Genomic DNA, 25,136 nt, shown 5'->3' with positions numbered 1-25,136 from the left:
TAGACACTAACGGGTGGCCTGCAGGTTTAATTCGCGCTTTGCAGCGCAACAGGCCATGGGCTGGTGGTCAGGACTTTTTCTCGTCGGCAGCCTTGTCGGTTGGCTCGGCGATCAGTTTCTTCAGCTCGTCGCTCATCGGGAACTGCAGGTTCAGACCCTTCGGCGGGATTGGCTGTTGGAACCATTTGTCGTAGCTCTTGTTGACTTCGCCCGACTTGAAGTAGCCGACGATGGCGTCATCGACCGCTTTCTTGAAGGCCGCGTCATCCTTGCGCACCATGCAGCCGTAGATCTCGTAGGACTGCGGGGTACCGGTGATGACCCAGTCCGACGGTTTGCGAGCCTTGGCCATTTCGCCGGCGAGCAGGGCGTCGTCCATCATGAAGGCCACGGCGCGGCCGCTTTCGAGCATGTTGAAGGCTTCACCGTGGTCCTTGGCGGAAATCACGTTCATCTTCATCTGCTTGTCGGCGTTCATCGCCTTGAGGATGCGCTCGGAGGTGGTACCTGCGGTGGTTACCACGTTCTTGCCGGCCAGGTCCGGGAAGTCCTTGTATGCCGGCTGACCGTCCTTGACCTTGGTCAGCAGGCGGGTACCGACTTCGAAGATACCGACCGAGAAGCCGACCTGCTGCTGGCGCTCGACGTTGTTGGTGGTGGAGCCGCACTCGAGGTCTACGGTGCCGTTCTGCACCAGCGGGATGCGGGTCTGGGAGGTGACGAGGTTGTAGCGGACCTTGATGTCCGTGCCCAGCTGCTTCTTCAGGGCGTCGACGACAGCCATCTGGATGTCATGCGAGTAGCCCACGGGCTCGGGCTTGCCGGCCAGGTAGGAAAACGGGATGGAGGAGTCGCGGTGGCCCAGGGTGATGGTGCCCGAATCCTTGATCTTCTTCAGGGTGCCGGTCAGTTCTTCGGCCATGGCCGGCGAAGCGATCACAGCGGCCGCGATGGCGGCGCCCAGCAATTGACGAACGATGCGCATCAAATTTTCCTCGACGTGTTTGTTTTTTTTATGGAGCCGTTGGCGGACTCTTCGTTCAACGAATACAGAAATAAACGATTGCATTCGGCTACCAAGTGTAGAGCATGAGTCGTGCCAAGCTCTGGTATTGATCATAACGCCTCGAATTCATTGGGAATCAACCTTTCGCACTCATCGTGTGATGGTAAGTTCCATTCGCCATACCGAATGAGTGGCGGTTAATCGTTCGGAAATCCGAACGGATTTGCCAGCCCTGGATCGCAATGCACGAGCGATCAGGACCGCTGCCATGCAGCGCCTGATCGCAGTGCTGCCAGCCTGGTCAATGGGGCATGAGCCGCTCTTTCGGCGTCTGGTTCCAGCGCGCCCAGGCCTCGGTAGTGAGGGTGCGTATCAGCACTGACTCCTCGGCGGCAAGTTCGCGCATCAAAACCCTGGCCTGGTCTTCATAGCCCGCTTCCTGGCCGGCCACGGCCCTTGCCTCGAGCGCTTCCATTCGCTCGTGATAAGGCCTTGCGGTCGCCTCGAAACGGTCAGCATAGGTTTCTCGCAGGTAGTTCTGCCAGTAAGGGCGGCCTGCAAGCGCGTCCAGCATCGACAAGGTGCTGTAGCTTTGCAGTACTTCTATTTCTGCTGCGTTCAGATCCCGCGTTGTCACGTGGGCGAATGATGCGAAGTGCATCTCATCCGGTGGTGCTGGCAAGTCAAGTGGCCCCGTCAGCCGCAGGCGATAGAAAAGCCGAACTTCGATTTCATCTACTCTGCGTCCTGCTTCGCGCAGGGCCTGGATGTGCCGGTTGGCAATATCGTCAAGCAGGTCCAGGCGGTGCAGCTGGCCGCCCAGATACAGCAGGTGGCTCTCTCTCATTTCCGCTGGCACCCCTTCGATGCCCTGGAAGGCCAGCACGCCCACTTCCATCTGGTTGAGCAGCAGCAACAGGCGGTCCTCGCAGGTACGCGGCCCGTCGGCCTCGCGAAACAACTGCTCGCGTAACGCTTCATTGTTTTCGCAGGCTTCGAGGATGTGCCAGAGACGGCGTCGATAATGCCGCGGATGGGCCTCGAAGTCTTCGCTCTGGGCAAAGTCGGCCAGGAATCTGAACAGGCCTCCAGAGCCCGGCTCTTCGCTCAGGCGGTCCCAGGCTGCCTCCCGTTCTGCACGGAGGAGCTCGTTTCTGGACGCTACCCAGGTTGCACGGGTTTCTTCATCTATTGGCTCGTGGGCATACGACGCGCTGCCTCGGGCGCCTGTTTCGCTGGCACCCTGTGCTTCGTCCAGATACTCGATGCTGCCTTCGCTCAACGGATTGTCATGCAGGTTCAGCCTTTGCAGGCGCAGGCGCAAGCCGCGCATCTCGCGCTGCAACTCGCTGATTCTGTTGTCGCGCAAGTCGATATGGGCGCGTAGCGCTACGTTCTGGTGGACCAGGCCAATATCCGCCTGGCCCGTTGCTCGCAGGCGCAGGTCCCGCACATGTGGCAAGGCCGAGAGGTCGGGCATGCCGTTGAGGGGGTTGTAATTGAGTATCAGGGTATCCAGCCGCTGCAACTGGGCCAGGCGGCTGCTACCTGCTGCGTCCATCGCAATCAGGTTGTTGCTCAGGTTCAAGCGCCGTAGCTGGCTGAGGCCCTCGATGCCATCGGGAACCAATGTCAGCCGGTTGCCGCTCAGGTCCAGGTCCACGACGTTGGGGAACAGCCTTAGGAAGCGCGCATCGATCTGCTGCAGGCGCATGTTGCGTAACGTCAGCCGGCGCACGTGTCGGTATTCCACACCCTCCGGCAGGTCTGGCAAGGCATCGATGTGCTCGCCGTCTATGGTCAGTTCATATTGGTCGTTGCCGTCCACCAGTTTGCGCCGCCAACTGCGGCGAAGGGTATCGGCTACCCGGCGTCTGCGAATGGCGTCGATCGGAGATTGCCAACCGGCCTGCCAGACCCGAAGTGTTTCGCGCAGGTCGGCAAGCTGGCGTTGCAGCGTCTGGTAATGGTCCCACAAGCTCTCCCCGCGCTGGCGGACTGCTTCGAGGTAAGCGTCCAGTTGCAGTTCGGAGAGTGTGGGGAATATTTGATGGATCCCTCGGCGAATAGCGCTTTGGCTGCTTTCACCACCGCCGCTGAGTGTATAGGCCAGCCTGCCGTCGGCGAAACGCCGGGGCGGCCTGACAGTTGCGCGGATGCCGGGCAGGTCAAGCAGGCCAGCCGTGGAGTCGCGATCCTGTTCGGCTGCCATGGCCAGTTTGTCGCGCAGTTCCCTGAGCTGCAGGTTGCGGTTCCCCAACCGGGTTTTCTGCTCGTCGTCCAGGCACCGCAGGAGCGCTGCCAGCAAGGACTTGCCCTGGGTTTCTTCGCCAGCCAGGGCGTAGCCTTGCTCATTTTTGACAATGGTGCGCACCTTCTGCGCGGTCTCGCTCTGGCTGGCGAATATCTGTAATCCCTCCAGGCCGCCGTGGCGTAATTCGACCCGTACTGAGTCTGGCCACGGGGCTTCCCGCTCGATGAGGCGTAGCGCCAGTATTTCGCTATCGGTGTTGGTCAGGTTCTGTAGGCGCAAGCCGAGACAAGCCCGGTCGATACGGCTGGCATGTTCATACCATCGTGCATGTTGCGCCATGCTCAGTGGTATCCGCCCGGAAGCATGCAACTGTTCTATCTGGGCGCTACTGCAGTGGTCGATGACTTCTTGGGCGCCCCTTGGCGACAGCCCCCGAAAGGCGCCGATCAGCTTGGCCTGGTCGATGGACAGCGGTGTTTGCCATGCCTGAAGTTTCTGCTCGAAGGCCAGCCCTTTCAGGGTCGGATCCTGCTGGTGCAGCTTGATCCGGTCGTGGATGTCTAGCAGCCGCGCGGGTGGTGGAGCGTTCTCCAGGCAAAGTCGGCGCAGCTGGTCCACGGACAGGCCTGTGACCTGCAGAAGCATCCGGCCATGGTCTGATAAAGTGTCGGCAAAGTGCTCCCCTTGCAGGCCTTCCAATAATATCGAGACATCTTCCTCGGCAGGCAGGTAGCGGAGGTTTCTGGCCAGCCTTACGCCGCGGCCGGGCAACACCGTTGGCGCAAGCCTGTCGACAAAAGGTATTCGTCCCAGCGTATGCAGCGCACCTGCAGTCAGGCCTGTGGTCGCCAGGCCCTGGGCTACGTTGAACAAGTGGTCCAGTGCACCTTGGCGATCACCTAGCTGCCAGTCCTGGTAGCCTTCGTAGACTTCATCGAGCAATTGCGCCGCGCTGACGACCAGCAGCAGGTCTCCCATTACCGGCACGACCAGAGCTGCCAGCCCCAGCAGGTCCAAACCGGCGCTGAGCATGCCCTGCAAGCGCTGATGTCTGCTCAGGCGGTCTTCGACGTCCGTGGGCACAGCCAGGTAGGCTGCATCATCGAACATTCGTCCGAGCAAAAGCGCTCGTACATGTGCGAACACATCCCCCTCTATTGGCAGGTTTCGCTCGTCGAGCTGCAGTTTCTTTGCTCCAGGCGACGCTACCAGCCGTTGTGCAAGTTCCTTGTCGAAAGCGCTTGTGTCCCGCGCCTTGATGAAACGCTTGAAAAACCTGCGGAATGGTTGCTGTTTGAGGCGAGTGGCCAGGTCGCTGTACACATCGTTCCAACTGTCGTAAAAGCACAGGCTTTGCCCGGGGGCATCGGGTATCCAGACGATGATCTCGTCGATGTCGGCAGCCAAGGCAGGGCGCCACTCGAGAGTGATGACCCCCGTCACGCACTTGCCGAGCAGATAGAGTTGGCGAGGTGTCAGCGTGCCTTTGCCATAGGTTGCGAGCGCAGGGGGTTCCAGCATCGACCGCAGCCGAAGCAAATCCCGCTCATCCAGTTGCCGCTTGAACCTGGCCTCGTAAACCGCTGCTTGCATGCGCGTTCGTACGCCGGTTTCAAACAGGTGCCTTATTGTCGTGCGCGCCTGATCGCCCGGCTGGCCACGCCCAGCCTTGGGTTCGAGCACTGTCTTGAGCAGCACCTGATACTTGCCGCCCAGATCCAGCGAGCGGCACAGGCGAACGAATTGCTCGAAGGTCATGGCCAGCTTTTCGCCTTTCTCGTTTTCCAGATGCGCTTTACGCAACAGCCACGGTTCAGCTTCGTGTGCTTCGAAGTTATGCAGGGCGGCAGCCAGCAGGGTTTGTCGGGTGCTATGGATTACGGTCGGCTTGTAGAAATGCTCTGCGGCCGAAGGTAGTTGGAACTCTTCGCTCACGACCACGTGACCCCGTCGCGCGTCGATATGCCCCACTCTCTGCTCACGCAGCGCGCGTTCGAGCAGGGGCAGGGCGAAGTCTTCGAGGCGAGGGATTCTTTCGAGCAGATGGCGAAGCCTGTCCTCTGCCTGTTGTTGTGCACCCAAGGCCTTGCCGTAGGCTTGCAGGTGCATTGTGTCGGCGCCGGTCAACCAGTCTGGCAGTTGCTGGGCGATCAGGGCGTCGACTGAATAGGACGGGTTGTATTCGGTGGGTGGCACGTGATGTTCTCCGGGGTTTGAAAGACCCCAGAGCATCACGCCGATAATGTGGTTTGGCGGTAGTTACTGCTGCGCCGAATGGCACGCTTGACAGCCTGGCGCGTGTGGGCGGGCCAGGGAGTCACGCTGCCTGGGTGCGCGCCTGCTGCTCTCGTTGCAGGTAGTCTGCAAGCACCTGTTGTTCGCCCGCGCTGGTGAACAGGCCCAGCTTGGTGCGGCGCCAGAGAATGTCTTCAGCGCTGCAGGCCCATTCGTTGCTGGCGAGGTAGTCGACCTCTCGAGCGAACAACCCACCACCAATCGCCTGGCCCAGGTCTTCCGGCCCTTGCACGCCCTCCAGCAACTGCCATACACGGCTGCCATAGGTCAGCACCCAGCGCCTGGCGATATCGACCGGCAACCAGCCACAGCGCGCCAGCACCGCATCTACCAGAGCCTGCACCGTGGTCATTTGCTCACCACCAGGTAGCGGCGCGCCAGCGGTCCAGCTGCCGCGCATCTGTGGGAAGTGCGGCTTGAGCTCGGCCATCGCCGATTCGGCCAGTTTGCGGTAGGTGGTCAGCTTGCCACCGAATACCGACAGCAACGGCGCTTGCCCTTCACTGGCGGACAGCGCCAGGGTGTAGTCGCGAGTGACCGCGGACGGATTGTCCGATTCGTCGTTGCACAGTGGTCGCACGCCGGAATAGGTATGCACGATGTCGCTGCGGCTGATCTGATGGTTGAAATGGGCGTTGACCACTTTGAGCAGATAATCGGTTTCCTGCTCGGTGATCGCGACTTTGGCTGGGTCGCCGCTGTATTCGCGATCGGTGGTGCCGATCAGCGTGAAACGCTCCAGGTACGGGATGCAGAAGACGATACGCTGGTCCTCGTTCTGCAGGATGTAGGCATGTTCGCCTTCGTACATGCGCGGCACGATGATGTGGCTGCCCTGGATCAGGCGGATGCCGTAGGGGGCATCGAGCTTGAGGTCGTCCTTGATGAAGCTGGCCACCCACGGCCCGGCGGCATTGACCAGGGCACGGGCGCGAATGGTCTGCAGGCGGCCGTCAGCGTGCTGCAACTCCACTTGCCACAGGCCATCCACACGCTCCGCGCGCAGGCAGCGGGTGCGGGTATGGATATGGGCACCTTTTTCCCGTGCGGCCATCGCATTCAGCACTACCAGGCGGGCATCGTCCACCGCGCAGTCGGCGTATTCGAAACCACGGCTGATTGCAGGCTTGAGCGGGTATCCCGGGCCGAAGCGCAGGCTGCGCGAAGCACCCAGGCGCTTGCGCTTGCCCAGGTGATCGTAGAGGAACAGGCCGGCGCGAATCATCCAGGCAGGGCGCAAGTGCGGGCGGTGCGGCAGCACGAAGCGCATCGGCTTGACGATGTGCGGGGCTTTGGCCAGCAGCACTTCGCGCTCGGCCAGTGCTTCACGCACCAGGCGGAACTCGTAGTGCTCCAGGTAGCGCAGGCCGCCGTGGATCAGTTTGCTGCTGGCCGACGAGGTGTGCTGGGCCAGGTCGTCCTTTTCGCAGAGGAATACCTTGAGGCCACGCCCGGCGGCGTCGGCAGCGATGCCCACGCCATTGATGCCGCCGCCGATTACGGCGAGGTCATAGCAGTCGGCGACTGGGGGCTGGGACGAAACGGGCTGGGACACGGGCAAGGCCTCCTGGTGCTGTTTACATCGAATATGAACATTTATGTTCGTTTTCGAAAATACTAGCGCAACAGAAAGCTGGTCGCCAGTCAGTCTTTATAGAAAAAACTGATCAGATGACAATGAAATGAACATTTACGAAAGTTTTGGATGATCGGTTTGAAAGGTATCGCGCCTGTGAGATCAAGCGCGGCGTGGGCGACGCTCGATCTCACAGGCGCGACAAACCTTGCGGCATACGCCTGTCAGCCCTCAAACCACCTCAAGCCGGATCTTGTACTGGTTCAGCAGCTGGGTGAGGGCGGCGGTTGGCGCCTGGTCGGTCACCAGGCAGTCGACCAGGCTGATCGAGCCCATGCGCACCATGGCGTTGCGCCCGAACTTGCTGGAGTCGGCGGCAAGGATCACTTGTCGGGCATTGGCGATGATTGCCTGGGATACCCGCACTTCCTGGTAATCGAAATCGAGCAGGCTGCCATCTTCGTCGATGCCGCTGATGCCCACCAGGGCGAAGTCGACCTTGAACTGGTTGATGAAGTCGACACTGGCCTGGCCGACGACGCCGCCATCACGGCGCACCGTACCACCTGCCACCAGCACTTCGAAATCGTCCTTGGCGGCTAGGATCGCGGCCACGTGCAGGTTGTTGGTGATGACTTTAAGGTGGTTGTGGTTGAGCAGCGCCCGGGCGATGGATTCGGTGGTGGTGCCGATGTTGATGAACAGCGAGGCATGGTCGGGAATCTGCCGGGCCACGGCTTCGGCGATGCGTTGCTTTTCGTCGCGCATCTGATCGGCGCGCATGGCGTAGGCGGTGTTCTCGATGCTCGAGTCGTAGGCCGCGCCCCCGTGGTAGCGACGTAGCAGATTGAGCTCGGCCAGCTGGTTGATATCACGGCGGATGGTTTGCGGTGTGACGACGAACAGCTGCGCCATTTCTTCGATACTGACGTAACCGCGTTCGCGCACCAGTTCGAGGATTTGTTGTTGGCGAGGGGGCAGATTCATGGGCGGTCCTTTGGGGCTGCCGGACAAATGCTGCAATGATGCCGTAGGACGCGGACTACGACCAGTAGACTATCGGGGCGGCCGCGGGGACAAATGCCCTGCATCGATTCTGTGGCCTGCGCTGGCGCTTTTTTGTAGGAGCGGCCTTGTGTCGCGAAAGGGCCGCGAAGCGGCCCCAGCAACATTTGCAATGACACGAAAATCCTGGGGCCGCTTTGCGGCCCTTTCGCGACACAAGGCCGCTCCTACACGTGGTGTAGCGCCTGTCAGGTAGGATCAGGCCTCGTGATCTTCCCAGTCACGGGTACGGTCGACTGCCTTCTTCCAGCCGGCATACAGCTTCTCTTTCTGCGTTTCATCCAGCTGCGGGCTGAACTCGCGCTCGATGATCGCCTTGTCGCGCAGTTCGTCCAGGCCGCTCCAGAAGCCACAGGCCAGGCCTGCCAGGTAGGCCGCCCCCAGCGCGGTGGTTTCGCGCATCTTCGGCCGCTCCACGCAGGTGCCAAGGATGTCGGCCTGGAACTGCATGAGGAAGTTGTTGGCCACCGCACCGCCGTCCACGCGCAATTCGGACAGGCGCTGGCCGCAGTCCTGCTGCATGGCGTCGAGCACGTCGCGGGTCTGGTAGGCGATCGATTCCAGCGCGGCGCGGATGATGTGGTCCACCTTCACGCCACGGGTCAGGCCGAACAGTGCGCCACGGGCATACGGGTCCCAGTACGGGGCACCCAGGCCGGTGAAGGCAGGCACCAGGTATACGCCGTTGCTGTCCTTGACCTTGCTGGCGAAGTATTCGGTATCCAGTGCGTCGTTGACGATCTTCAGTTCGTCACGCAGCCACTGCACGGTGGAACCACCATTGAACACTGCGCCCTCCAGCGCATAGGCCACTTCACCACGCGGGCCGCAGGCGATGGTGGTTAGCAGGCCATGGGACGACTTCACCGCCTGGTCACCGGTGTTCATCAGCAGGAAGCAGCCGGTGCCATAGGTGTTCTTGGCCTGGCCCGGTTCAACGCACATCTGGCCGAACAGTGCCGATTGCTGATCACCGGCGATACCGGCAATGGCGATACCGCTCTTGGTATGGCCGTAGACCTCGGAGGAAGGGCGTACCTCGGGCAGCATCTGCCGTGGGATGCCGAGGATTTCCAGGAGCTTGTCGTCCCACTGCAGGCTGTGGATGTTGAACATCAGCGTGCGCGAGGCGTTGGTGTAATCAGTGACATGCACCTTGCCGCCGGAGAACTTCCAGATCAGCCAGGTATCGATGGTGCCGAACAGCAGCTCGCCGCGCTCGGCGCGTTCGCGGGCACCCTCGACATTGTCGAGGATCCACTTCAGCTTGGTGCCGGAGAAGTATGGGTCGGTGACCAGGCCGGTGGTTTCGCGAATGTAGTCTTCATGGCCGTCGCGCTTGAGCTGGGCGCAGATCTCGGTGCTGCGGCGGCACTGCCAGACGATGGCGTTGTACACCGGGCGGCCGGTTTCCTTGTCCCACACCACGGTGGTTTCACGTTGGTTGGTGATACCCAGTGCGGCGACCTGGGCGTGGCTGATGCCCGCCTGGGCCAAGGCTTCGACCATGGTCGCGCTCTGCGTGGCAAAGATTTCCATCGGGTCGTGCTCGACCCAGCCCGCCTGCGGGTAGTGCTGGGCGAACTCGCGCTGGGAGGTCCCCACCACATTGGCGTCGCGGTCGAAAATAATGGCCCGCGAACTGGTGGTGCCCTGGTCCAGGGCGATGATGTAGTTCTTATCCTGGGTGTCTGTCATGGTCGTAGGCCTTGCGAAAATAGGGGGTCAGGGCTGGGCGTGATGCCGGCGTCAGTTGACTTGAGTATCGCCCTGGCGATTGTCATTTGTCTCAGGGTTCACGGCGGCTGCCATTGGCAGGTTGCGTGCGATCAGGCCGCGATAGGTCGCGGCACCCAGGCAGGCGCCAAGGATCGGTGCGAACACCGGAACCAGGAAATAAGGCATGTCCCGACCGCCAGTGAAGGCGATTTCGCCCCAACCGGCCAGGAAGGTCATGAGTTTTGGCCCGAAATCGCGGGCCGGGTTCATGGCAAAGCCGGTCAACGGGCCCATGGCGCTGCCGATAACCGCGATCAGCAGGCCGATCAGCAGCGGGGCCATGGCACCGCGCGGCAGGCCGTTGTTGTCGTCGGTCAGGGCCATGATCACGGCCATCAGGATGGCGGTGATGATCACCTCGACCAGAAACGCCTGGCCGGTGGACAGCGATGGGTGCGGATAGGTGGAGAAGACCGAGGCCAGTTCCAGGCTGGCTTCGCTACCGCGCAACATGGCGTGGGCCTGTTCGAAATCGAAGAACAGGTTGCTGTACAGGGTGTAGACCAACGCTGCGCCACAGAACGCGCCGCATACCTGGGCCAGCATGTAGAAGGGCAGCTTGCGCTTGTCGAAGCCGGCGAACAGGGTGAGGGCGATGCTCGCCGCGGGGTTCAGGTGCGCGCCGGAAATACCGGCGGTGAGGTAGATCGCCATGCTGACGCCCACGCCCCAGATGATACTGATTTCCCAAAGGCCGAAGCTTGCGCCCGCGACCTTGAGCGCGGCGACGCAGCCGGTACCGAAAAAGATGAGCAGTGCAGTGCCCAGGAACTCGGCCAGGCATTGGCTGGAAAGCGTGGGTTGGCGTAGAGCAGTCGTCATGTATGACCTCGTTTTTTTTGTTGTGAGGCGCGTGGCGCTCGACAGCAAAGCCCGGAGTCTATCCCCGTTGACCCGGGCAGATGTTGGAAATGCACCTTAAAAGTGCACCATTTATTCAGAAACGAAAAAATATAGACAAGAAACGCTGATGTCAAAGGTCGAAAGTGAACGGTCGGTCACGATCTGGATGCTGATTTCAGATGCGGATCCGCGTACTAGAGCCGCGCAATTGCGGTGCGCTGGCTGCGGTGTGGGAATTGTCCTAAAGTAGCCGCCGAGCTGTCCCGACCGGAGCCCCCGCATGACCCCCGCCCTAGACCTGTTGAAGAAACACCGTGCCGAGCATCGTGTGCACAGTTACGAACATGACCCCAAATCGGCGTCATATGGCCTGGAAGCGGCGGAGAAACTCGGTCTCGACCCGCAGCAGGTATTCAAGACCTTGCTGGCGAGCAGCGAGAAAGGTGAGTTGCTGGTAGCAGTGGTGCCTGTGGTGGGTACGCTCGACCTCAAAGCCCTGGCCCAGGCTGCCGGAGTGAAAAAGTGCGAGATGGCCGACCCAGCGTCGGCGCAGCGAGCCACGGGGTACCTGGTGGGCGGGATCAGCCCGCTGGGGCAGAAGAAGCGCCTGCGCACCTTCATCGATGACTCGGCGCAGAACTTTGCAACCATCCATGTCAGCGCCGGGCGGCGTGGGCTGGAGGTGGAGTTGGCGGCGGTGGTGCTGGCTGAGCACACCCAGGGCAAGTTCGCCGGGATCGGTAGAGGCTGAGAATCTTGGGGGCCGCAGAGCGGCCCCAATATTTCGAATCAGGTCGCCGAGCTGTACCGGCGAACGCCGTTGTCCTGCCGCGGCAACTGCGCCGCCACGCTGCCCGGCACCGGGAACAGCACCAGGTGATCGGCCTTGACCGCAATCCCCACATCCTCACCGACCTGACGGTCGTCATGGCTAGGGAAGATCGCCTCGAGCTGGCTGCCGGTCGGCAATTGCAGGCGGTACAGGGTCGATGCCCCAAGGAAGCTCTTGCCGACGATGTTCGCCTGCAGCGCACTGCCCGGTGCGTGGACGATATCGTCAGGGCGCAGCAGCACATCCACCGAGCTGCCCGGCGCCATGATGTAGGCACGGTTGCCGCGTAATTCACCCAGTTCGGTATTGACTGCCTCGTGGCTGATCATCTGCCCACGGATGAAATACCCCTGGCCAATGAAGCTGGCCACGAACGGCGTCTGCGGCTCGTGGTAAAGGTTGTAGGGCGTGTCCCACTGCTCCAGGCGGCCTTCCTTGAACACGCCAACCTGGTCGCTGACGGCAAAGGCTTCTTCCTGGTCATGGGTCACCAGAACGGCACTGGTGCCGCGACTCTTGAGAATGTCGCGAACCTCATGGCTCAGGCGCCGGCGCAGCTCTACGTCGAGGTTGGAAAATGGCTCGTCGAGCAGCAGCAGTTGCGGCTCCGGTGCCAGTGCACGGGCCAGGGCGACCCGTTGCTGCTGGCCGCCGGACAGTTCATGCGGGTAGCGCCCGCCCAGACCGCCCAGCTTGACCAGCTCGAGCATCTCTTCGATGACCTCGGCCTGGCGGGGGTGCTTGGCGATGCCGAAGGCAACGTTCTGCGCCACGGTCAGGTGCGGGAACAGCGCGTAATCCTGGAACACCATGCCGATGCGGCGTTTTTCCGGGGCCAGTGTGAAACCGGCCCGGGAAATGACTTCGCCAGCCAACTGGATCTCGCCATCGTGCACGGGTTCGAAACCGGCGATGGCGCGCAGGGTGGTGGTCTTGCCGCAACCGGATGAACCCAGCAGGCAACCGATGTCGCCTGCGTTCAGGTGCAGATTGAGGTTCTGAACGATGCGCTGGTCGCCATAGCCGCAGGCGAGGTTGCGCAGGTTGAGCAGTAGGGGTTGACTCATGCGTGGTGGTAAGCCGGTTCTACAAGGAATTCGAGAAGGGCCTTCTGTGCATGCAGGCGGTTTTCAGCCTGGTCCCAGGCGACCGAACGTGGGTCGTCGAGCAGGTCATGGCTGATTTCCTCACCACGGTGGGCTGGCAGGCAGTGCATGAACAGGGCGTCGGGTGCCGCCAGGTCGAGCAGTTCGCGGGTGACCTGGTAAGGCGCGAAATGCGCCAGGCGCCGTGCAGTTTCCTCCTCCTGGCCCATGGAAGTCCAGACATCCGTGGTTACCAGATGGGCGCCGCGCACGGCTTCCTTCGGGTCACGCACGATCTGCACGTGGTCGCCACCAATGGCCATGAAGCGTGGGTCCGGCTCGTAGCCTTCCGGGCAGGCAATGCGCAGCTGGAAGTCGAACTGCCTGGCTGCCTCGATGTACGAGTTGCACATGTTGAAGCCATCGCCGATCCAGGCGACGGTCTTGCCCTGGATCGAGCCGCGATGTTCGAGGAAGGTCTGCATGTCGGCCAGCAGCTGGCACGGGTGGGACTCGTCGGACAGCGCGTTGATCACCGGCACACGCGAGTTGGCGGCGAATTCGGTCAGGGTGCTGTGGGCGTGGGTACGGATCATCACCACGTCGAGCATGCTCGACAGCACGATGGCGCTATCGCCGATCGGCTCGCCACGGCCCAGCTGGGTATCGCGCGGGGACAGGAAGATGGCCTGGCCGCCGAGCTGGATCATGCCGGCCTCGAACGACACGCGGGTACGGGTCGAGGATTTTTCGAAGATCATGCCCAGTACGCGGTTCTTCAGGGGCTCGAACAGCACGCCTCGCTTGCGCAGGTCCTTCAGCTCGATGCCGCGGCGGATCACACCGAGCAATTCGTCGGTGGTGAAGTCCAGCAGGGAGAGAAAGTGCCTAGCGCTCATGATTGACTACCTTATCTGCAACGGTATGCAGGTCGACCGTATGGTTTTTTTTGACAACGGGAGTGACCTGCGGCGTAAGCCGCACGGGGGCGGACGAAATAGGGAAAGGCGCAATACTATAAGTAAATGTCGCCTGAAGCCAAGAGGGGAAACAGCTGCCCAGTACCAAAGGGTGTTGCAAAGGGTGTCTTTTCCCGACGGGCAGTGCTGTTTTTTATTTGCTACAGAGGGTTGTACACGGCTTGCCGGCAATTTGGCAAATGGCTGTCGCAAATCGTGTGCCTGATGTCGGTGGATTCACGCCGCGAAGGGCGCTGGCCGGTGGCGGGGGCTGGGCGCATAGTCGATGTTCGACAACCCTCTACACATCCTCCACAACAACAAGGCAGAGGCGGCCATGACCAAGACCCTGCATCACCGTGCCTGTCACCTGTGCGAAGCGATCTGTGGGCTGAACATTGAAGTCAGCCATGACGACGACGGGCAGGCTCAGATCAGTTCGATCAAGGGTGACCCCCAGGACCCATTCAGCCGCGGCCATGTCTGCCCCAAGGCCGTGGCCCTGCAGGACATTCAGAACGACCCCGACCGCCTGCGCCAACCGCACAAGCGGGTGGGCGAGCACTGGGAGGCCATCGGCTGGGACGAGGCCTTTGCCCTGGCCGCCGACAGGCTGTGGGCGATCCAGCAGGTCCATGGGCGCAATGCCGTGGCGGTGTACCAAGGCAACCCGAGCGTGCACAACTACGGCCTGATGACCCACAGCAACTACTTCCTGGGCCTGCTGAAAACCCGCAACCGCTTCTCTGCCACCTCGGTGGACCAGTTGCCGCAGCACCTGGTCAGCCACCTGATGTACGGCCATGGCCTGCTGCTGCCGATCCCGGACATCGACCAGACCGGTTTCATGCTGATCCTCGGCGGCAACCCGCTGGCCTCCAACGGCAGCATCATGACCGTGCCGGACGTGGAAAAACGCCTGAAAGCCCTGCAGGCCCGGGGTGGGCGCCTGGTGGTGGTGGACCCGCGGCGCAGCGAAACGGCGGCGATGGCCGACAGTCACCTGTTCATTCGCCCTGGAGGGGATGCGGCCTTGTTGTGTGGCTTGCTCAATACCCTGTTCGCTGAAGGCCTGGCGCGCGGCTCACACTTGCCGGTCGTCGGCCTGCAGCAGGTGCGCGAAGCGATCGCGCCGTTCAGCGCGGAGGCCATGAGCGCGCACTGTGGCATTGCCGCGACAGACATTCGCCAGCTGGCAAGGGACTTTGCCGCGGCCGACAGGGCGGTGTGCTACGGCCGCATGGGGGTTTCGACCCAAGCCTACGGCACCCTTTGCCACTGGCTGGTGCAACTGATCAACCTGGTGACCGGCAACCTTGACCGTGAAGGCGGCGCGTTGTGCACCGAGCCTGCCGTCGACCTGGTGGCGACCACCTCGGGTGGCCATTTCAACGCCTGGCAGAGCCGGGTGTCGGGCTTGCCCGAGTACGGCGGCGAACTGCCCGTGGCGGCCTTGGCCGAGGAAATGCTGACGCCCGGCGAAGGGCAGGTGCGTGCGCTGGTGACGGTGGCTGGCAACCCCGTGCTCTCAACGCCCAATGGCCGCCAGCTGGATGTGGCGCTGGACGGGCTGGAGTTCATGCTCAGCATTGACCTGTACATCAACGAAACCACCCGCCATGCCGACCTGATCCTGCCCTCTACCTCGGCGCTGGAAAACGACCATTACGACAGCACATTCAACTTGCTGGCCGTGCGCAACGTGACCCGCTTCAACCGGGCGATCCTGGCCAAGCCCGAAGGGGCATTGCATGACTGGGAAATTTTTGTCGGACTGGCACAAGCGTTCGCCAAACGCGCCGAGCTGGAATTGAAGCCGACCTTGGCACCGGCGCAGATGATCGACCTGGCCCTGCGCAAGGGGCGTTATGGTGACGCGACACCCTGGCAGCTGTCGCTGGCAGCGCTGGACGAGCACCCGCATGGCCTCGACCTGGGGCCATTGCGCGCCAACTTCGCTGCGCGCCTGACGACTGCCAGCAAGGCCGTTGAAGCGGCGCCCCAGGTGCTGCTGGATGACTTGGGGCGACTGGCGCAACAGGCCCCTCCGGCGCCGGGCGAACTGCTGCTGATCGGCCGTCGCCATGTTCGCAGCAACAATTCATGGATGCACAACTTTCATCGACTGGTGAAAGGCAAACCGCGCCATCAGCTGTTGATGCATCCGCAGGACCTGCAGCATCGTCAGTTGCAGGACGGCCAGCGAGTTCGTATCCGCTCGCGTACCGGGGATCTTGAAGTCGAGGTTCAGGCCTGCGAGGACATGATGCCTGGTGTAGTCAGCCTGCCCCATGGCTTCGGTCACTCTCGTCAAGGCGTGCACATGAAGATCGCCAAGGCGCAACCTGGGGTGAGTGCCAACGACCTCACCGATGAGCGTCTGCGTGACCAGGTTTCCGGCAACGCCGCCCTCAATGGCGTACCCGTGCAGGTAGAGGCCGCGTAAGGAATGGTAAGGCCGAGCATGCTGCTCGGCTTTCCGTTACAATGCGTCACCGTGCCGACGACCGCGTCGGAAAGTTCAGCCGAGGTGCTACATGGATATCATCGAAACGATCAAAGAGCAGATTGCCAACAACACCATTCTGCTTTACATGAAAGGCTCGCCGAATGCCCCGCAGTGTGGCTTCTCTGCGCGTGCATCGCAGGCCGTGATGGGTTGTGGCGAGAAGTTCGCCTACGTCGACATCCTGCAGAACCCGGAAATCCGTGCGAACCTGCCAAAATACGCCAACTGGCCGACCTTCCCGCAGCTGTGGGTAGCCGGTGAACTGGTCGGCGGCAGCGACATCATGCTGGAAATGTTCGAGAAGGGTGAGCTGCAGACCCTGATCAAGGAAGCGGCTGCCAAGGCCAAGGCTTCCGAGGCCTGATTTTCCGGCAAGCATGAAAAAACCCGCTGATCGCGGGTTTTTTCATGGAGCGAATATTTATTCTTCGCCCATCTGCGACTGCAGGTAGTTCTCGATACCAATCTTGTCGATCAGCCCCAGCTGGGTTTCCAGCCAGTCGATGTGTTCTTCCTCGGACTCGAGGATATCTTCGAGCATGTCACGCGAGCCAAAGTCGCCAGCGGTTTCGCAATGGGCGATGGCCGCTTTCAGGTCGACCAGGCCTTTCTGTTCGATCTTCAGGTCGCATTCGAGCATCTCTTTGGTGTGCTCGCCAATCAGCAGCTTGCCCAGGTCCTGGACGTTGGGGATGCCTTCGAGGAAGAGAATACGCTTGATCAGTTTGTCAGCGTGCTTCATCTCGTCGATGGATTCCTTGTACTCGTGCTTGCCGAGTTTGTTCAGGCCCCAATCTTCGTACATGCGTGCGTGCAGGAAGTACTGGTTGATCGCGACCAGCTCGTTTCCGAGGATCTTGTTGAGATGCTGGATGACGCTTACGTCGCCTTTCATGTCGGGTTCCTGCCCTGTAGAAGTGTGCCAATACAGTGAAGTTTGAGCCCGATACTTAGGTGTGTCAAACCTAAGTTCTTGAATAATAAGTGAAAATTAATGGAAATAAGAATGTTTGTGAACCGCGTTGGAGCGCTAACTTATTGAATTGCGAGCATAAAAAAACCGGACGCAAGGTCCGGTTCTTCGAATTCTTCGTTTTCAGGCTGCGGTAAATTCCACGGGGTAGGGCAGGGCTGCCTGGCTGACCTGGAGTTCGGTCAGGGTCTCGCGGACCACCTGCTTGGCCACGCAGGCACATTTGCCGCACTGGCTGGCGACGTTGGTGGCGGCTCGCACTTCCTTGTAGCTGCAGCATCCTTCATAGATCGCATCGCGGATCTGTCCGTCGGTAACGCCGACACAAAGACACACATACATAAAGGCTGACCATCGTTGGTGGGCTCGATGGAGTGGAGCTCAATGTTAATGAGAATGCTTGTCAAAGGAGTTTCTGAAAGGGCCGTGCTTGAGCGACCGGCGGTTGCTTCGTCGTTGGAGTCGGCCTGTCACCAGAAGCCGTGTATGATGGACGGCCTTTGTTGGATGTCGGGCAAGCCCGTCTGGCCCGGCAAACGGTTTTTCACCCTCATCAGGAGATTACAATGAGCGTACTCGTTGGTAAGAAAGCCCCCGATTTCACCGTTCCGGCCGTGCTGGGCAACGGCGAGATCGTCGACAGCTTCAACCTGGCTTCGGCCATCAAGGGCAAGTACGGCCTGGTGTTCTTCTACCCGCTGGACTTCACCTTCGTCTGCCCGTCCGAGCTGATCGCCCTGGACAACCGCATCCCTGACTTCCAGGCGCGCAACGTGGAAGTGATTGGCGTGTCGATCGACTCGCACTTCACCCACAACGCCTGGCGTAACACCCCGGTCAACAACGGCGGTATCGGCCAGGTCAAGTACACCCTGGCTGCCGACATGACCCACGAAATCTGCAAAGCCTACGACGTCGAGTCCGAAGGCGGCGTAGCCTTCCGTGGCGCCTTCCTGATCGACACCAACGGTGTTGTTCGTTCGCAGATCGTCAACGACCTGCCACTGGGCCGCAACATGGACGAGCTGCTGCGCCTGGTCGACGCCCTGCAGTTCCACGAAGAGCACGGCGAAGTCTGCCCTGCCAACTGGAAAAAAGGCGACAAAGGCATGAACGCTTCGCCGGAAGGCGTTGCTGCCTACCTGAGCGAGAACGCTGGCAAGCTGTAATTGCCGCGTGCATGAAAAAACCGGCCCTTGTGGCCGGTTTTTTTGTGCCGTCCTGTGCCGGCCTCTTCGCAGGCTTGCCCGCTCCCACATGAGTCGCACAATGGCTGAGGCCACTGCAGTACCTGTGGGAGCGGGCATGCCCGCGAACGCTTTTGCAGATCAATCGTTGAAATCGCGCCAGCCGCCCATCTCTTTCCAGCGGTTGACGATGCCGCAGAACAGCTCGGCCGTCTTCTCGGTGTCATAGCGCGCCGAGTGCGCCTCACGCCCGTCGAAGTCGATGTCGGCGCTCTGGCAGGCCCGCGCCAGTACGGTCTGGCCATAAGCCAGGCCCGCCAGGGTAGCGGTGTCGAAGCTGGAGAACGGGTGGAACGGGTTGCGCTTCAGGTCATTGCGCGTCACCGCCGCATTGAGGAAGCCCAGGTCAAAGCTGCTGTTGTGGCCGACCAGGATCGCCCGCTTGCAACCATTGGCCTTGAGCGCCTTGCGTACGCCACGGAATATGTCGGTCAGCGCACTTTCTTCGCTGACTGCCATACGCAGCGGGTGGTCCAGCTTGATCCCGGTGAATTCCAGCGCGGCCGCCTCGATGTTGGCGCCCTCGAATGGCTCCACGCGGTGGAAGTAGGTGTGCTCGGGGAACAGGAAGCCCTTTTCGTCCATGCCGATGGTGACTGCGGCAATTTCCAGCAGGGCATCGGTAGCGCTGTTGAAGCCGCCGGTTTCAACGTCTACCACTACCGGCAGATAGCCGCGGAAACGCTCGGCCATCGGGTGGCGCGAACCGCTGCTGCCTTGGGTGTCGAGGTCGTCTTCGTAGAGGTCTTCGCTCACGCGTTTTCCTCCAGCAGGCGCCAGCGCAGTTTTTCGCCGGCGCGCAGCGGGACCACGGTCTGCTCGCCAAACGGCAGGCTATCCGGGGCGGTCCATTCTTCGCGGACCAGGGTAATGGTGTCGGTGTTTGCCGGCAGGCCGTAGAACGCCGGGCCGTGCAGGCTGGCAAAGCCTTCCAGCTTGTCCAGCGCGTTACGCTGCTCGAACGCTTCGGCGTACATCTCGATGGCTGCGTAGGCGGTGTAGCAACCGGCGCAACCGCAGGCGGCTTCCTTGGCGTGTCGGGCGTGTGGGGCCGAGTCGGTACCCAGGAAGAACTTCGGGTTGCCGCTGGTGGCCGCATCCAGCAACGCCACCTGATGGGTGTTGCGCTTGAGGATCGGCAGGCAGTAGAAGTGCGGGCGAATGCCGCCAACCAGCATGTGGTTGCGGTTGTACAGCAGGTGCTGCGCGGTGATGGTCGCGCCGACGTTGGCCGGGGCCTCGGTGACGAACTGCGCGGCATCGCTGGTGGTGATGTGCTCGAACACCACCTTCAGTGTCGGGAAGCGCTCGACCACACGGCGCATATGCTCGTCGATGAAGCGCTTCTCGCGGTCGAACACGTCGATCTCGCTACGGGTCACTTCGCCATGCACCAGTAGCGGCATGCCAACTTCCGCCAGCGCCTCGATGGCCGGGAAGATGTTGTCGATGCTGGTCACGCCCGAGTCGGAATTGGTGGTGGCGCCAGCAGGGTACAGCTTGGCGGCATACACGAAACCGCTGGCCTTGGCCGCGCGGATGTCCTCGGGGCTGGTGCGGTCGGTGAGGTACAACACCATCAGCGGCTCGAAGCTGCTGCCAGCCGGGCGGGCGGCCAGGATGCGCTCACGGTAGGCGCCGGCCTCTACGGCATTGCGTACCGGCGGAACCAGGTTGGGCATGATGATGGCACGGGCGAAAGTACGCGCCACATCGCCAACGGTGTGGGGCAGGACGGCACCATCGCGCAGATGGATGTGCCAGTCGTCGGGACGCAGGAGGGTCAGGCGATCGGACATTGGGGATTCCAGGCGGGTCGAACTCAAGCCCCAATGCTACCGGAAAACCCTGGGTGGAGCACGGCTATCAAGTTTTCCGCCAGGCGTCCGATAGCCTGCAGGTAAGCCGTCTGAATTTGTGGAGCCGCCCGTGCGCCAGCGTTACCTAGCCCTGTTGACCCTGTTCGCCAGCCTGCCGGCCGGTGCGCTGACCTTCCAGACGCGCATGGAAAACATTGCCTGGAAGGTCGAGGGTGACCAGTTCGAATGCCGGCTGATCCAGCCGATCGATGGTTTCGGCAGTGGCGAGTTCGTGCGCCGCGCGGGCGAGCAGCCGGTGTTCCAGTTGCGCTCGGACAGCAACGTACTGGGGGCGGGCACGGCCACATTGCTGGCAGCTGCTGCGCCGTGGCAGCCTGGGCGCAGCGACATCAATCTGGGCAGCGTGCGCATGGCCCGTACCGGGGTGTTGTTCAGTTCTTCCCAAGGCCAGGCCAGTCGCCTGATCAACGGCCTGCTCGATGGGCGCAGCACGGTGGTACGCAATTATGCCGGCGAGGCGGGCAGGCCGATGGAGGTGCGTGTGCTGCCGGTCAGCTTCGCCAAGGCCTACAACGACTATCAGGCCTGTGCCGGCAAGCTGCTGCCGATGAATTACGATCAGGTGCGTCAGACCCAGGTGGGCTTCCCCGGGGGAGGCTTCGAGCTGGATGGCGCGGCCAAGGCACGGCTGGATGTGATCCTCGACTACATCAAGGCTGACCCGACCGTTAACCATGTAGAGCTCAACGGCCACTCCGACAACAGTGGCAATCGCCTGACCAATCGCGACATGTCGCGCCGCCGGGCACTGGCGGTAGCCGACTACCTCAAGGCCCATGGCGTTCCGGAAGAGCAGATTACCGTGCGTTTCCATGGCGAGCGTTACCCATTGGCGAAGAACACCAATGCTGCCAACCGGGCGCGTAATCGTCGGGTGAATATCGAACTGGATCGGGTTGCGGTCATCGAGAAGCCGGCTGAGAAGCCTGTCGAAAAGGCCCCTGAGCCAACACCTGCCAAGTCCTGAAGGCTGCTCCCACACGGCATTTCATAATTTCCGACGGTAAGTCGCCCTTCCGAAACTTCTTGTCGCTTTGTCGTCAGAAGCTGTCGCCCCACTGTAATTTTATCCGTAACGTCGTTAGAATCGATCCCTTTCCGTACAACCCCGTGGAGTGATGGCATGGCGGACGTAAAAAAGGTCGTACTGGCGTATTCCGGCGGCCTTGATACTTCGGTGATTCTCAAGTGGCTGCAGGATACCTACAACTGCGAAGTGGTGACCTTCACCGCTGACCTAGGGCAGGGCGAAGAGGTCGAGCCGGCTCGTGCCAAGGCCCAGGCAATGGGCGTTAAAGAGATCTACATCGACGACCTGCGCGAAGAATTCGTGCGTGATTTCGTGTTCCCGATGTTCCGCGCCAACACCGTCTACGAGGGCGAGTACCTGCTGGGTACTTCCATCGCCCGTCCGCTGATCGCCAAGCGCCTGATCGAAATTGCCAACGAAACCGGCGCCGACGCCATTTCCCATGGCGCCACCGGCAAAGGCAACGACCAGGTGCGTTTCGAACTGGGTGCCTACGCGCTGAAGCCAGGCGTCAAGGTAATCGCCCCATGGCGTGAGTGGGACCTGCTGTCCCGCGAGAAGCTGATGGACTACGCCGAGAAGCACGGCATCCCGATCGAGCGCCACGGCAAGAAGAAGTCGCCGTACTCGATGGACGCCAACCTGCTGCACATCTCCTACGAAGGCGGTGTCCTGGAAGATACCTGGACCGAGCACGAAGAAGACATGTGGCGCTGGAGTGTCTCGCCTGAGAACGCCCCGGATCAGGCTACCTACATCGAGCTGACCTACCGCAACGGTGACATCGTTGCCATCGACGGTGTCGAGAAGACTCCGGCCACCGTCCTGGCCGACCTGAACCGTATCGGTGGTGCCAATGGCATCGGCCGTCTGGATATCGTCGAGAACCGTTACGTCGGCATGAAGTCGCGCGGTTGCTACGAGACCCCTGGTGGCACCATCATGCTCAAGGCCCACCGTGCCATCGAGTCGATCACCCTGGACCGCGAAGTCGCTCACCTGAAGGATGAGCTGATGCCGAAGTACGCCAGCCTGATCTACACCGGCTACTGGTGGAGCCCGGAGCGTCTGATGCTGCAACAGATGATCGACGCTTCGCAGGTCAACGTGAACGGCGTGGTACGCCTGAAGTTGTACAAGGGCAACGTCACCGTTGTCGGCCGCAAGTCGGACGACTCGCTGTTCGACGCCAACATCGCTACCTTCGAGGAAGATGGCGGCGCCTACAACCAGGCGGATGCAGCTGGCTTCATCAAGCTCAACGCCCTGCGTATGCGCATTGCTGCCAACAAGGGCCGCTCGCTGCTCTGATTGCCGTCATGTGCAGCAAGAACCCCGGCTCAGGCCGGGGTTTTTTTTCTGTGGAATCAGTGGCCGTCGTTTGCCACCTGTTCATCAAGCGCGCTGATCGATAGTTGCGCGCACTGGCGTCTGTCCAGGTTGCAAAAGCGCCAGGTGCGAGATTGCTGAGGCGGTTGGGCGAGGGCGGACAGCAATTGCTGCTCCATCATGCGATAGGCATCGGGGCCGGAAAACATGAACGTGACAGGCTCGCCCTGCAGCGCTTCGCCGGTACTACCGGGAATTGCATGCTTGGCCACATCACTCGGTGTCGATGTGTTGTCGTTTGGCGTCCTGTTTGGCGACGGGTCGTAGAACGACTTGTAATTGAAGTTGAGCGTGAGGAAGAACAGTGCCGTCAGGAAGAATGGGAAGCCCACCAGGAACCAGGTATAGAGCTTTTGGCTGGATTCGCTGAGAAACGGCAATGTGGCAAGGGCGGAGGCTTCGATAATCCCTGCGAAGATGGCAATGATCGTCAGCGGGGCGACAGGCTGTACTTGGTGCATATGGGTCGTCTCCAGCGATTTTGCACATCTTTACCTTACGGCGATGCTCAACTAAAGACTGGATTGTTTCCCGGGTGAGAATAATCGCTTGAAATCCTGATGACGGTGTTTGTTCAGCGCATTTGAGCTGAATATTTCCTGAGGTGTCGGCCGGTTTCCAACTGGTGCACTTTTACCAGCCGGTGATACCGTTCATTTGGTAACAGGGAATTTGATTGTTACAAGTGCATCAGTTGAGTGTAGGAAATTTCTGTAAGTGTTGTAGGTTCTATCTGTTCATATATTTCGCCGGTAAATCACCGCGCCAGTAAGCGTTCTGTAGGTTATCTTGGCGGGCCAAAGCAAAAGCAATGAATGGATATCGCATGAATAAAGTGCTTATCGTGGATGATCATCCGGTCATACGCCTGGCCGTACGCATGCTGATGGAGCGGCATGGGTATGACGTCGTGGCGGAAACCGACAACGGGGTGGCTGCGCTGCAACTCACACGGCAACACCTGCCGGATATCGTGGTGCTCGATATCGGTATCCCCAAGCTGGATGGCTTGGAGGTGATCGGTCGCATGACAACTTTCAGCCCGGGCAGCAAGGTGCTGGTGCTGACATCGCAGGCCCCCGGCAACTTCTCGATGCGCTGCATGCAGGCGGGGGCGGCGGGGTATGTGTGCAAGCAGCAGGAACTCACCGAGCTGCTGAGCGCCATCAAGGCCGTACTGTCGGGCTACAGCTACTTCCCCAACCAGGCCTTGCATGTGTCACGTGGCAGGGGCGGAAGCGAGACGGATATGGTCAACCGCCTCTCGGCGCGCGAGATGACCGTGTTGCAACAGCTGGCGCGAGGGCGTTCCAACAAGGAGATTGCCGACAGCATGTTCCTCAGCAACAAGACGGTCAGTACCTACAAGTCGCGCCTGTTGCTCAAGCTCAATGCGCGCTCGCTGGTCGACCTGATCGAGCTGGCGCAGCGGCAAGGGTTGAACTGAACGCCAAGGCCGTAAAGCCTCCAGCCAGGAGGCTTTGCCAGGGTTACAGATCGTAGTCGAAGTCGGCCAACTGCTTCTGCAGGCGCCTTTCCTCCAGCATATTGTCGATGGTGCGGCGCTTGCTCAGGTTGGTCTTTGCGGTTTCCACCTGGGGTTCCGCTTCGTCATCTGCGGCAACAAAATCATCTTCGATCGACAGGTCGTCTTTATCGCTACTCATGAGTCGCTCCAAGCCAAGGGGCCATTGGCCGTCCTTATAACCAGAAAGCAGACGCTGGTAAAAAAGATTTTTTCAATCGCTGCCGGTAGTTTCCAGCTATCGACTCAATCGTCGGAGGTCTTGTGCTTGTACTCGCACAAGTCTTCAATCCGGCAACTGCCGCAGCGTGGCTTGCGTGCCTGGCACACATAGCGCCCGTGCAGGATCAGCCAGTGGTGGGCGTCGAGCAGGTAATCCTTTGGTACGAACTTGATCAGCTTTTTCTCCACTTCCAGCACCGTCTTGCCTGGCGCAATGCCCGTACGGTTGCTGACCCGGAAGATATGGGTATCCACCGCCATGGTCGGCTGGCGGAACGCTGTGTTGAGCACTACGTTGGCGGTCTTGCGGCCAACGCCGGGTAGCGCCTCCAGGGCTTCGCGAGTCTGCGGGACCTGGCTGTCATGGCGTTCGATCAGCAGCCGGCAGGCTTCGATAACGTTCTTCGCCTTGCTATTGTACAAGCCAATGGTCTTGATGTACTCACTCAGGCCTTCGACGCCCAGCGCATAGATGGCCTCGGGGGTGTTGGCGACCGGGAACAGGCGTGCGGTGGCCTTGTTGACGCCGACATCGGTGGATTGCGCAGACAGTGTCACGGCGACCAGCAACTCGAACGGGGTGGTGTACGCCAGTTCGGTCTTCGGGTCGGGGTTGTCTTCGTGCAGCCTGCGAAAGATCTCCAGGCGTTTGGCGGCATTCATGAAA

Annotated in this window: 22 protein-coding genes; 7 read left to right on the top strand and 15 right to left on the bottom strand. The window is 60.9% G+C overall.

What is annotated here, in order from left to right:
- Positions 1-67: 67 nt before the first annotated feature.
- The 6 genes from KDB76_RS22850 to KDB76_RS22825 all read right to left on the bottom strand — a co-directional run bounded on the left by KDB76_RS22850 (position 68) and on the right by KDB76_RS22825 (position 10,797).
- Positions 68-985: a glutamate/aspartate ABC transporter substrate-binding protein gene (locus KDB76_RS22850; protein ID WP_013973968.1), complete on the bottom strand. Its 918-nt coding sequence runs from the start codon at positions 983-985 to the stop codon at positions 68-70.
- A gap of 322 nt (positions 986-1,307) precedes the next feature.
- On the bottom strand, positions 1,308-5,456 hold the full coding sequence (locus KDB76_RS22845) for an NEL-type E3 ubiquitin ligase domain-containing protein (RefSeq protein WP_038410111.1): 4,149 nt from the start codon (positions 5,454-5,456) through the stop codon (positions 1,308-1,310).
- A gap of 121 nt (positions 5,457-5,577) precedes the next feature.
- Positions 5,578-7,110 carry a glycerol-3-phosphate dehydrogenase gene (gene glpD, locus KDB76_RS22840; RefSeq protein WP_024087667.1) on the bottom strand — a complete coding sequence of 511 codons (1,533 nt, stop codon included), beginning with the start codon at positions 7,108-7,110 and terminating at the stop codon, positions 5,578-5,580.
- 252 nt (positions 7,111-7,362) lie between these two features.
- Complete coding sequence (gene glpR, locus KDB76_RS22835; protein WP_013973965.1) at positions 7,363-8,118, bottom strand: DNA-binding transcriptional repressor GlpR; 756 nt, start codon at positions 8,116-8,118, stop codon at positions 7,363-7,365.
- A 276-nt stretch (positions 8,119-8,394) separates the two neighbouring features.
- Positions 8,395-9,894: a glycerol kinase GlpK gene (gene glpK, locus KDB76_RS22830; RefSeq protein WP_015271569.1), complete on the bottom strand. Its 1,500-nt coding sequence runs from the start codon at positions 9,892-9,894 to the stop codon at positions 8,395-8,397.
- 51 nt (positions 9,895-9,945) lie between these two features.
- On the bottom strand, positions 9,946-10,797 hold the full coding sequence (locus tag KDB76_RS22825; RefSeq protein WP_013973963.1) for an MIP/aquaporin family protein: 852 nt from the start codon (positions 10,795-10,797) through the stop codon (positions 9,946-9,948).
- A 301-nt stretch (positions 10,798-11,098) separates the two neighbouring features.
- Between KDB76_RS22825 and ybaK the strand changes: the two genes are divergently transcribed.
- On the top strand, positions 11,099-11,569 hold the full coding sequence (gene ybaK, locus KDB76_RS22820) for a Cys-tRNA(Pro) deacylase (protein ID WP_013973962.1): 471 nt from the start codon (positions 11,099-11,101) through the stop codon (positions 11,567-11,569).
- 38 nt (positions 11,570-11,607) lie between these two features.
- Here the strand turns inward: ybaK and KDB76_RS22815 are convergent, their stop codons facing one another.
- Positions 11,608-12,717, bottom strand: a complete 1,110-nt coding sequence (locus KDB76_RS22815) for an ABC transporter ATP-binding protein (RefSeq protein WP_013973961.1) — start codon at positions 12,715-12,717, stop codon at positions 11,608-11,610.
- A complete protein-coding gene (argF, locus tag KDB76_RS22810) occupies positions 12,714-13,634 on the bottom strand; it encodes an ornithine carbamoyltransferase (RefSeq protein ID WP_013973960.1) in 921 nt (306 codons plus the stop codon). The genes KDB76_RS22815 and argF overlap by 4 nt, the downstream gene beginning before the upstream one ends.
- Before the next feature lie 397 nt (positions 13,635-14,031).
- On the opposite strand from argF, the gene KDB76_RS22805 reads away from it, so the two are divergent.
- Positions 14,032-16,140, top strand: coding sequence for a molybdopterin oxidoreductase family protein (locus KDB76_RS22805; protein WP_038410486.1), 2,109 nt, complete (start codon positions 14,032-14,034; stop codon positions 16,138-16,140).
- Between the two features lie 91 nt (positions 16,141-16,231).
- On the top strand, positions 16,232-16,567 hold the full coding sequence (gene grxD, locus KDB76_RS22800) for a Grx4 family monothiol glutaredoxin (protein WP_003254949.1): 336 nt from the start codon (positions 16,232-16,234) through the stop codon (positions 16,565-16,567).
- Positions 16,568-16,624: 57 nt separating this feature from the next.
- On the opposite strand, the gene bfr is transcribed toward grxD, so the two are convergent.
- The gene (bfr, locus tag KDB76_RS22795) at positions 16,625-17,098 is read right to left on the bottom strand and encodes a bacterioferritin (RefSeq protein WP_003258014.1); all 474 of its coding nucleotides are present in this window, start codon (positions 17,096-17,098) and stop codon (positions 16,625-16,627) included.
- 201 nt (positions 17,099-17,299) lie between these two features.
- A complete protein-coding gene (locus tag KDB76_RS22790; protein ID WP_003254947.1) occupies positions 17,300-17,518 on the bottom strand; it encodes a bacterioferritin-associated ferredoxin in 219 nt (72 codons plus the stop codon).
- Positions 17,519-17,742: 224 nt separating this feature from the next.
- Between KDB76_RS22790 and KDB76_RS22785 the strand changes: the two genes are divergently transcribed.
- Positions 17,743-18,345: a peroxiredoxin gene (locus tag KDB76_RS22785; protein ID WP_003254945.1), complete on the top strand. Its 603-nt coding sequence runs from the start codon at positions 17,743-17,745 to the stop codon at positions 18,343-18,345.
- Between the two features lie 159 nt (positions 18,346-18,504).
- Here KDB76_RS22785 and rnt read toward each other — a convergent pair whose 3' ends face one another.
- Both rnt and pyrC read right to left on the bottom strand, forming a co-directional pair.
- Entirely contained in the window at positions 18,505-19,179 is a 675-nt protein-coding gene (rnt, locus tag KDB76_RS22780; protein WP_003258010.1) for a ribonuclease T, read from the bottom strand.
- The gene (pyrC, locus tag KDB76_RS22775; RefSeq protein WP_013973958.1) at positions 19,176-20,222 is read right to left on the bottom strand and encodes a dihydroorotase; all 1,047 of its coding nucleotides are present in this window, start codon (positions 20,220-20,222) and stop codon (positions 19,176-19,178) included. The genes rnt and pyrC overlap by 4 nt, the downstream gene beginning before the upstream one ends.
- Before the next feature lie 130 nt (positions 20,223-20,352).
- Here pyrC and KDB76_RS22770 point away from each other — a divergent pair, with 130 nt between their 5' ends.
- Together KDB76_RS22770 and KDB76_RS22765 are read left to right on the top strand one after the other, a co-directional pair.
- A complete protein-coding gene (locus KDB76_RS22770; RefSeq protein ID WP_024087665.1) occupies positions 20,353-21,270 on the top strand; it encodes an OmpA family protein in 918 nt (305 codons plus the stop codon).
- A gap of 156 nt (positions 21,271-21,426) precedes the next feature.
- Positions 21,427-22,644 carry an argininosuccinate synthase gene (locus KDB76_RS22765; protein WP_013973956.1) on the top strand — a complete coding sequence of 406 codons (1,218 nt, stop codon included), beginning with the start codon at positions 21,427-21,429 and terminating at the stop codon, positions 22,642-22,644.
- A gap of 56 nt (positions 22,645-22,700) precedes the next feature.
- On the opposite strand, the gene KDB76_RS22760 is transcribed toward KDB76_RS22765, so the two are convergent.
- Positions 22,701-23,183, bottom strand: a complete 483-nt coding sequence (locus KDB76_RS22760; RefSeq protein WP_013973955.1) for a hypothetical protein — start codon at positions 23,181-23,183, stop codon at positions 22,701-22,703.
- Between the two features lie 365 nt (positions 23,184-23,548).
- Between KDB76_RS22760 and KDB76_RS22755 the strand changes: the two genes are divergently transcribed.
- Positions 23,549-24,169: a response regulator transcription factor gene (locus tag KDB76_RS22755; protein ID WP_023660944.1), complete on the top strand. Its 621-nt coding sequence runs from the start codon at positions 23,549-23,551 to the stop codon at positions 24,167-24,169.
- Between the two features lie 43 nt (positions 24,170-24,212).
- On the opposite strand, the gene KDB76_RS22750 is transcribed toward KDB76_RS22755, so the two are convergent.
- Together KDB76_RS22750 and nth are read right to left on the bottom strand one after the other, a co-directional pair.
- Complete coding sequence (locus tag KDB76_RS22750) at positions 24,213-24,389, bottom strand: hypothetical protein (RefSeq protein WP_003258006.1); 177 nt, start codon at positions 24,387-24,389, stop codon at positions 24,213-24,215.
- A 104-nt stretch (positions 24,390-24,493) separates the two neighbouring features.
- Positions 24,494-25,132 (bottom strand): endonuclease III, encoded by a 639-nt coding sequence (gene nth / locus KDB76_RS22745; protein ID WP_013973953.1) that lies wholly within the window; start codon positions 25,130-25,132, stop codon positions 24,494-24,496.
- Between the last annotated feature and the right edge of the window lie 4 nt (positions 25,133-25,136).

It is taken from the genome of Pseudomonas sp. JS425 (genome assembly GCF_018223845.1).
Taxonomy (GTDB): domain Bacteria; phylum Pseudomonadota; class Gammaproteobacteria; order Pseudomonadales; family Pseudomonadaceae; genus Aquipseudomonas; species Aquipseudomonas asiatica.
The sequence above is the reverse complement of the archived record's forward strand: the minus strand, read 5'-3'. Positions and strand labels throughout refer to the sequence as shown.